The sequence below is a fragment of the uncultured Thomasclavelia sp. genome, from assembly GCF_944324745.1.
Classification (GTDB): domain Bacteria; phylum Bacillota_I; class Bacilli_A; order Erysipelotrichales; family Coprobacillaceae; genus Thomasclavelia.
This window is the reverse complement of record NZ_CALUXO010000010.1, coordinates 1-9,269: the sequence shown is the minus strand read 5'-3', so window position 1 is coordinate 9,269 and position 9,269 is coordinate 1. Positions and strand designations below refer to the sequence as shown.

Annotated in this window: 9 protein-coding genes; 5 read left to right on the top strand and 4 right to left on the bottom strand. The window is 33.0% G+C overall.

The window, feature by feature from the left end:
• Together Q0K54_RS00870 and Q0K54_RS00865 are read left to right on the top strand one after the other, a co-directional pair.
• Nucleotides 1-824 (top strand): type I glyceraldehyde-3-phosphate dehydrogenase (locus tag Q0K54_RS00870; protein ID WP_294577953.1); only part of this gene is annotated, 824 nt, incomplete at its 5' end.
• 62 nt (nt 825-886) lie between these two features.
• Nucleotides 887-1,795, top strand: a complete 909-nt coding sequence (locus Q0K54_RS00865; RefSeq protein ID WP_294577952.1) for a ketopantoate reductase family protein — start codon at nt 887-889, stop codon at nt 1,793-1,795.
• A gap of 45 nt (nt 1,796-1,840) precedes the next feature.
• Here the strand turns inward: Q0K54_RS00865 and Q0K54_RS00860 are convergent, their stop codons facing one another.
• Both Q0K54_RS00860 and Q0K54_RS00855 read right to left on the bottom strand, forming a co-directional pair.
• Nucleotides 1,841-3,154, bottom strand: a complete 1,314-nt coding sequence (locus Q0K54_RS00860; RefSeq protein WP_294577951.1) for an NlpC/P60 family protein — start codon at nt 3,152-3,154, stop codon at nt 1,841-1,843.
• Between the two features lie 237 nt (nt 3,155-3,391).
• Nucleotides 3,392-4,606, bottom strand: a complete 1,215-nt coding sequence (locus Q0K54_RS00855; RefSeq protein WP_294577950.1) for a C40 family peptidase — start codon at nt 4,604-4,606, stop codon at nt 3,392-3,394.
• A 186-nt stretch (nt 4,607-4,792) separates the two neighbouring features.
• Between Q0K54_RS00855 and Q0K54_RS00850 the strand changes: the two genes are divergently transcribed.
• Nucleotides 4,793-5,806, top strand: a complete 1,014-nt coding sequence (locus Q0K54_RS00850) for a glycoside hydrolase family 25 protein (RefSeq protein WP_294577949.1) — start codon at nt 4,793-4,795, stop codon at nt 5,804-5,806.
• Here Q0K54_RS00850 and Q0K54_RS00845 read toward each other — a convergent pair.
• On the bottom strand, nt 5,799-6,215 hold the full coding sequence (locus tag Q0K54_RS00845) for a rubrerythrin family protein (protein WP_294577948.1): 417 nt from the start codon (nt 6,213-6,215) through the stop codon (nt 5,799-5,801). The two genes, Q0K54_RS00850 and Q0K54_RS00845, sit on opposite strands and share 8 nt — an antisense overlap.
• 116 nt (nt 6,216-6,331) lie before the next feature.
• Nucleotides 6,332-6,826, bottom strand: a complete 495-nt coding sequence (locus Q0K54_RS00840) for a GNAT family N-acetyltransferase (RefSeq protein ID WP_294577947.1) — start codon at nt 6,824-6,826, stop codon at nt 6,332-6,334.
• A 137-nt stretch (nt 6,827-6,963) separates the two neighbouring features.
• On the opposite strand from Q0K54_RS00840, the gene Q0K54_RS00835 reads away from it, so the two are divergent.
• Nucleotides 6,964-7,740 (top strand): HD domain-containing protein, encoded by a 777-nt coding sequence (locus tag Q0K54_RS00835; RefSeq protein ID WP_294577946.1) that lies wholly within the window; start codon nt 6,964-6,966, stop codon nt 7,738-7,740.
• Between the two features lie 238 nt (nt 7,741-7,978).
• On the top strand, nt 7,979-9,269 hold a 1,291-nt coding region (locus Q0K54_RS00830; protein WP_294577945.1), incomplete at its 3' end, for a PTS mannitol transporter subunit IICB.

Below are 9,269 nucleotides of genomic sequence, written 5' to 3'. Positions count from 1 at the left end.
ATGGAAAAGAAATCGAAATCTACAAAGAAGCAGATGCTTCTAAATTACCTTGGGGAGAATTAGGAGTAGACGTAGTATTAGAATGTACTGGTTTCTATACTTCTAAAGCTAAATCTCAAGCTCATATTGATGCAGGAGCTAAAAAAGTTGTTATCTCTGCACCAGCAGGAAATGACTTACCAACAGTTGTATTCGGTGTAAACGAAGGTACATTAACAGCTGATGATACAATTATCTCTGCAGCTTCTTGTACAACTAACTGTTTAGCACCTATGGCTAATGCTTTAAATAAATTAGCACCTATCAAATCAGGTATCATGTTAACAGTTCATGCTTACACTGGTGACCAAATGGTATTAGACGGACCTCATAGAAAAGGTGACTTAAGAAGAGCTCGTGCAGCTGCTGTAAATATCGTACCTAACTCAACTGGTGCCGCTAAAGCTATCGGTTTAGTAATTCCTGAATTAAATGGAAAATTAATCGGATCAGCTCAACGTGTACCTGTTCCTACAGGATCAACTACTATCTTAACTTCAGTTGTTGAAGGTGAAGTTACAGTTGAACAAATTAATGAAGCTATGAAAGCAGCAGTTACTCCATCATTTGGATACACTGAAGAACCTTTAGTATCTTCTGATATTATCGGTATGACTTATGGTTCATTATTTGATGCAACTCAAACTATGGTTAAACCATTAGATAATGGAACTACTGAAGTTCAAACAGTTGCTTGGTATGACAACGAAAATTCATATACTTCTAACATGGTTAGAACAATCAAATATTTTGCTGAATTAACAAATAAAGCACTAGCTAAATAATTAATTGAAACTTAAATGCAAAAGCTGATCTTAATGATCAGCTTTTTTCATGGAGGTAAATAATGATAAAGAGTGTTGGAATCGTTGGAATGGGTGCCTTAGGTCTTTTATATGCTAATTGGATCTTAGAAAACAGCCGGGATATTACGGTTGATTTTATTATGGATGAAAATAGATTGCAGCGTAATCTTAAATCTGACTATACTATCAATCAACAACCGGTTAAGTTTAATTTAGTAGCAGCAAATGAAGCTAAACCATATGATTTACTTATTGTCGCAGTTAAAGCTACAGCTTTAGCTAGTGCTTTAAATACAATGAAAAATGCAGTTAATGCTAAAACAACGATTATTTCCGTTTTAAATGGAATCACAAGTGAAGAAATTATTGGTCAAAGATATGATTCTGATCAGGTTTTATATGCCATTGCTCAAGGAATGGATGCAGTCAAAATGGGTACAGCATTGACATATTCTAAACGTGGACATTTATTATTAGGAATAAAAAATGAGCAGCAAAAAGCAAGATTACAGGAACTGACACAGTTTTTAGACCTGGTTAAAGTTGAACATTATGTTAAAGATGATATTATTCATAATCTATGGGCTAAATTTATGTTAAACGTTGGTATCAATCAAACGTGTATGGTCTTTGACACAAATTATGGCGGTGCTTTACTGCCAGGTAAAGCTCATGATACTTTGATCAAAGCAATGGAAGAAGTGATTGAATTATCTAAATATGAAGGTATCAATTTAACTTATGATGAATTAGAAGCCTATATTGATTTAATTGGAACACTAGATCCTAAGGGGTTACCATCAATGGCCCAGGATGCTAAAAATAAGCGCTATAGTGAAGTGGAATTATTTGCAGGAACTGTAATTAAACTGGCTGATAAATACAATCTAGAAGTTCCAGTTAATCATTTTTTGTATCAACGGATCAAAGAAATAGAAAGTACTTATTAAAAATAAAAGCGATCAATTTAATCTAATTGATCGCTGTTTTGTTTATTAGCCTACATGTCTGATCGTTGAAATGCGGCCATAATAGTATGATCCAGGTTCAATACTTGAAATTTTAACACAGGCATTAGGATTATTACCAAAGGTTGATGAGTTTCCGCCTCCGGCATGGATCATTGAACGACTACCATCGCTATTAACAATAACGATTCCGATATGATAAGCTGGGCTACCAAAACAAACTAAATCTCCAGTTTGTGATTGATTAAAACTTACGCTTGACCACATTCCAGAATATCCAGCAGCTGTAGTTCGCCCAACGCTGACATCAGCTTGTCTTAATGACCAGTAAACAAAACCTGAGCAGTCAAAGTATGTAGGTCCTGAAGCACCCCAATAATATCTAGCTCCTAATTTTGAATAGGCAGCAGCATAAATTCGCTGACCTAAATCAGTGGTGCTGGTATTATTATTGCTGCTTGAATCGCTGTTTGAAGAACTATTGTTATTGCTACTGTTGTTTGAACTGTTGTTATTTGATGAACTAGAGTTGTTATTAGTCACTTGCGAAGGTTTAGGTGGCTCCGGAGTGGCAATTTCATAAGCATTGGCGTTGAATTCATCAATTGCAGCTGATAATGTTTCAGTCATTTCCCCATAGTCATAAAGCGAGTCCTGAGTAGCAGCAATAGCATTATTTTGTTCTTGTAATAAAGCTGTATATTGGCTCTGTAGAGCCTGTTGTTCTTCTTGTTGTGCCAGTAGAACCGTTTTTGCTTCTTCGAGTAAAGCTTGTTGTTGTTCTACCTGTTGTTTTTGTTCATTTAATTCGGCGATTAATTCCTGATCACTTTCGGTAAGCGTGTTAAAACTATCAATTCTTGAAAACATGTCTGTAAAGTTTGCAGCACCAAAAATATAATCAATGAATGAATTATCATTGACATATGACTGCATTGCATACATCCGATCTTTTAATAATTGAGTATTAGTTTCAATACTGGCCTGGAGATTAGCAATTGTCGTATTCAAGTAATCAATTTCAGCTTCTTTTTCACTTATTTGTTGATTAATAGTGTCTAACTTTTGTTTAATACTTTCTAAAGTATCTTCAGTATCACTTGCAGCTTGTTTTTGAGATTCCAGTTGGCTAGATAATTCATCATTTTTATTTTTTAAATAGTCATTGAATTTTTCACATGTTGATTTATTACTGTTGGATAAATTGGCTGATGAACATAAGTCCATATAATCACTTTCTTTACCCTCGAAATCAATGGCACTAACTGGTTTAGCAAAATAAGTTGCAGAAGTGAAAATTGATAAGGTTAGGGCAGTAATAAGTATTCTGTTTTTCTTCATTTAATCACCTCGATATAAAGTCATTATCCTACATTTATCTTTAGATGTAAATAAAAAAATCGGTAATTTTATGTAGTATTTTAGGCATTTTTTACAATATGTCACAACTTAGTAAAATATTGGATAAAATTATTCTAAAAATAATTATTATGTGACAAAAAGTAAATTAATTGTTACTTTATGTTATATTTTTTAATCTATTAAACAAAAAAAGATGCAGATTTTTCTGCATCTTAATTAGTATAATCTTCTAGCCTGGTAGAATGAAGCTTGCCAGTAACTTGAACTTAATGAAGAAACTTGAACTGGTTTACCACTACTTGGAGCATGTACCATCATATTATTTCCAATATAGATACCAACATGGTGAACGCCACTGGCACTACCATTACTGCTAAATAAGATAATGTCACCAGCTTGCATACTTCCACGTGACACAGCACTTCCAACATTTAATAATGTTTTAGTTGAATGGCTTCCAATATTAACTCCAGCTTGATAATGCGCCCAGTTAACTAAACCAGAGCAATCAAAACGGCTGGTATTTGGATCGGCGATTGAAGCCATATCATGGCAGGCACCCCATAAATACATACATCCTTGTTTTGATAATGCTTTACTAGCAATCGCGTTTCCTAGTTCAGAATTACCGCTAGGAGTATAGCTGCCTGCAGTTGATACTTTTGATTGTTCTGTTGCTGCAGCGATTGCAGCTAAGTTATCACTGATTTCTTGACTTGAATCAGCAGCTTGGGCTGCAGCCCGTTCTTGAGCAATCAATTGTTCATTTTGTTGAGCATATAGTGTTTGATATTCGGCTTGTAATGCCTGTTTAGAGCTTCTTTGATCTTCAATGTTTTGTTTAGCAACTTCAACTGTGTCTTTTTGTTGTTTAACTTCTTCTTTTTCAGTAGCTAATTCAGTTACTAATTGGTCATCATAAGCAGTGATTTCATTAACACTTTCGATTCTGGCAAACATGTCAGTAAAATCAGTAGCCCCAAAGATGTATTCAATATAAGAATTGCTGTTGTTATAAGATTGCATTGAATACATTCTTTCTTTAACTTCTTCTTCTTTTTCTTGAATACTAGCTTCTAAATTAGCGATTGATGTTTCTAAGTATTCGATTTCTTTTTGTTTTTCTTCAATTTGGCTGTCTAACGAACTAATTTCACTTGATAAAGAATCTAGACTCGCCTGAGTTTGTGATAATTGATTTTTAGAATCACTAACCTGATCTTTTAAATCATTATTTTTCTTCTTCAAGTATGTATTAAATTCGCGACAAGTTTGTAAATTACTTGATGATAGATTAGAAGATGAACATAGTTCCATATATTTATCTTCTTGTTGAGAAAAATCTGTAGCTTCAACAGTTGCAGGAGTACTACTAATACCAACTAGCGTTGTCGTTGCCAGGGCGGTTAGAAATACTTTTTTTAATTTCATTGCATCGACCTCCATGTCTTTATATTATATATTATTAAGTTTTATATGAAATTTTGTAGGTAAGTTTTTAATCAAACCATTTTAATTATAACATAATATTTTGGTTTTCGCATTAAAATGATAAAAAAGTTGTTAAAGTCACACAATTTTTTTAAATTAACATATATTACTAGTGGAGGTGGAAGAATGACAACACATGGTATAGATGTCTCACAATATCAAGGTTTAATTGACTGGGAAGTGGTGAAAGACCGGATTGATTTTGCGATAATTCGCTGTGGTTATGGTCAAGATCGCACAGACCAGGATGATAAACTGTTTACTAGAAATGCTGATGAATGCACGAGACTTAAAATTCCGTTTGGGGTCTATTTATATTCGTATGCCAAAAGTCCTAGTGATGCCATTAAGGAGGCTAATCATGTTTTACGACTAGTAAAAAATTATCAGATGGCTTATCCAATTTATTATGATCTAGAAGATAATAATACTACTGGGCGACAGTCAAATGCAGTAATTGGGGATATTGCTAAAACATTTGCTGATAAGATGGAAAAAGAAGGATATTACGTAGGAATTTATGCTTCATTATATTGGTGGAAAACGAAACTTACAAGTCCAATCTTTGATCAATATACACGCTGGGTTGCTAATTATGCTTCGGAATTAAATTATGATCGCAATTATGATATGTGGCAATACAGTTCGACTGGCTGGGTGGAAGGTGTACCGACGATCGTTGATTTAGATTATTGTTATGCTGATTTTCCTGCTATAATTAAACGAGCTGGTAAAAATAATTTTGACAAAGATCCTAACAGCATAAATGAATATCAAGTTGGCGATACGGTCAGATTTAATTATGTTTTCTTAACGAGTGAATCTTCAAACCCGTTAAGACCATATCGTAATATTGGAACAATTACTAAAATAGAAGCTGGTGCCAGAAACCCTTATTTAATTGGTAATGATCAAGGTTGGGTCAATGATACAGTCATTGAAGGAAAGATCAATTATTTATCTAATCCTGATTATGTAGGTGATAGCTTAGTTGGAGCGTTGCAGCAAATCGATGTAGATACTAGTTTTCAAAATCGCCAGCGTTTAGCGCGGTTAAATGGAATTACTAATTATGTTGGCAGTGCAGCTCAGAATTTACAATTACTACAATTATTAAAAGAAGGAAAACTAATTAGTTAGAAATATTAACTAATTTAGTTTTCCAGTTTCTTAAAATGATCAAATGCTGTTTTTCATCAATGATCAGTTGATTTAAAAAAGCTTTTATTTGATCATTTTTAGTTAGGACTACTTGTTTGCTATAGGTTTCAATCGCTAAATAATTTTGTTTGATCAAAGTATCAATGATAATAGCAGGGGCAACTGGATAATTAAGATAAGCTGGTGACCAGTACTCACATTGATCATTATGATAAGTCCATAATCGGGGATCACCACCTAGTGATACTACCAGTTCCATTAATATTTTTAACTGCTTTAATTCAGTATTAAAAATATTGTCTAACGATGATGAAAGATTAGGGTGGTTGTTTTTTAGAACAGTTAAGCTGTATAAATACTGATTGATCATAGTAATTTTACCATTCATGCTGCTAATATCATCCAAAATCATTAAAAGATCATTATTAATTGCTGTTTCAATAATATTTATCACCTCGTTGTTAATATAAACTAGAAAAGGTGATTTATGTGTAGAAAAAAAGTCTAGCGGATTATTTTTTCAAATGCTAGACGAGTATCTTTATTTTCTAAATAGATAATACCACAATAACTAAATCCATATTTTTGTAAAAAACGTTGCATCGATTTATTATCTTCATGGGTATCAATTCTTAAACTTGGTAAATCAAATAATTCAATGGCCTGATCAAAAATTATTTTCGCAAGACCTTTACCTTTTTGATCATCACGAATAGCAATACGGTGAATTACTAGATATTTACCATCAGTTAACCAATTACCTTCAATATAGTTGTAATTATTTTCACCATTAGCTGAAATCATCACTGTGGCAACAATATCATCGTTATCTTCTAATACATATGATTCATTCCGTTGGATATCATTAACGATTGAAATCTCATTAGGATATCCATCTTGCCATTGATTAATACCCTGGCTTTTAAAATAAGCTTTTGCCTGATTAATAATAGTCATAATATCAGCTAAATCGCTATGTTTTGCTTTTCTTAGTTTCATTTTATCACTTCCTTGGCTAATAATATCATATATCAATATTTAAAGAAAAGCTTTTTATCAAATAATAATAAATCTTTTCACTAAATCAACATAGTCAAAAGACTATAATTACTTTATAATAGGTTTTGGTGATAAATATGATCGATTTAAAAAAAGCAAAATTAGTATTCAATCAATATGTAAATAATTATGATCAAAGTGATGATAAAGTGGCTTTAAAAATTAGCCATACTTATCGAGTAATGGAACGCTGCCAAGAAATAGCTGCTAGTTTAAAGCTAAAAGATGAAGAAATTAAATTGGCGGGGCTAATTGGTTTGTTACATGATATTGGTCGCTTTGAGCAATTAAAAAGATACCAAAGTTTTATCGATAGCCAAACTATTGATCATGCTAATCTGGGGGTAGCTATTTTATTTGATGATAATTTAATTGATAAATTTGAAATTGATAAGAAATATTATCCAATAATTAAAACGGCAATTTATAATCATAATAAATATGCCATTGAAGCTGATTTGGAACCTGAGACTTATTTGCATTGTCAAATTATTCGCGATGGTGATAAGATTGATATTTTTAAAACGGGATTGATGGAAACGTTCGAAGCTTTTTTAGGTGCCAGTCAAGCGCAATTAGAAAATGACGTTATTAGTTTTAAAGTGTATAAGACTTTTATGACATGTAAGACAGTATTAAGTACTGACCGGAAAACAGATTTAGATCGCTGGGTTTCTTTTTTAGCGCTAGTGTTTGGTTTAGAATTTAAATATAGTTATCAATATGTTTATCAACATCATTATATCGAACGCTTGATCAATCGCTTAAATCTTAAAAATGATGAAAGTAGACTAAAGATGCAAGAGCTTAAAAGTTGTTGTTTAGACTTTTTGTCAAGAAATGCTAAATCTTAAAGAAAAGACTTGTTTTTGGGCAATTCTTTTCTTTATTTTTATTTAAGATTATTATAGAATAAAAAAATGTCAAAATAAAAATATGGGAAAATTCGGCGGAACTTCAAGCCTGACAAGACTCTTAAATTTTGTCATTTTTTACTCATGACAAAGTTCAAATTCAATGTTTTGAAACCGCTATAAAACCACTGTATAGTAAGAATTGTAAAGAGGAAAGACAGATAGAAAGGAGCTAAAAATGAAGGAAAAATTACAAAAATTTGGTCGAGCACTTAGTGCTATGGTCATGCCAAACATTGCAGTATTCATTGCCTGGGGTTTAATTACTTCATTCTTTATTGCTGATGGCTGGCTACCAAATGAACATTTAGCGGCACTAGTCGATCCAATGAACAAATTCTTACTACCAATTTTAATTGGGTATACCGGTGGTAAAAATGTTTATGGACAAAGAGGGGCCACAGTTGGTGCGATTATGACAATTGGGGTATTAGTTGGTGTTGATATTCCAATGTATATCGGAGCAATGATATCTGGTCCATTAGGGGCTTATTTAATTAAGAAACTGGATCAGTTATTAGAAAATCATGTTCCTCAAGGATTTGAGATGTTGGTTAATAACTTCTCGGCTGGAATCTTAGGATTCTTCTTAGCCATTATCGGATGTTATGCCATTAACCCAATCTGTGTAGTATTAAACGATGTGATCAAATCTGGGGTATATGTATTAGTTGAACATGGATTGTTACCATTACTATCCATCATAGTTGAACCGGCAAAAGTGTTATTTTTAAATAATGCAATTAATCATGGGATTTTTTCACCAATCGGTTCGCAAGAAGTTATGGAAGCGGGAAAATCAATTTTCTATTTGATTGAATCAAATCCAGGACCAGGGTTAGGAATTTTACTTGCATACTGTTTCTTTGGAAAAGGTTCATCAAAAGCCTCAGCACCAGGGGCAGCTATTATTCACTTTTTAGGTGGTATCCATGAGATTTATTTCCCATATATCTTAATGAATCCATTATTGTTGTTAGCAGCGATTGGCGGCGGGGCTACCGGAATCTTAGTCAATGTAATCTTTGATTCTGGATTAGTTTCAGCGGCCTCACCGGGAAGTATTATTGCGATATTAAGTATGTGTCATCCGTCAAGTTACGTTGGAGTTATCTTATCGGTTATCTTAGCAACAGCTGTTTCAATGGCGATTGCTTCGTTGATTTTAAAAACATCTAAAGTAACTGGAGATGATTTAGAAAAAGCGCAAGATAAAATGCAAGAAATGAAAGCTAATAAACCAGCTGATAACGAAACAAAAGCGATAGATTATAAAAAACTTAGAAAAATTGTCTTTGCCTGTGATGCCGGAATGGGATCAAGTGCTATGGGAGCGACGATTTTAACTAAGAAATTAAAAGCTGCGGGAATCGATGTGGATGTACCACATTATGCAATCAATGATATTCCAGCGGACACTGAAGTAGTAGTAACGCATCAATCATTAGTTGAACGAGTAAACAGTTTGT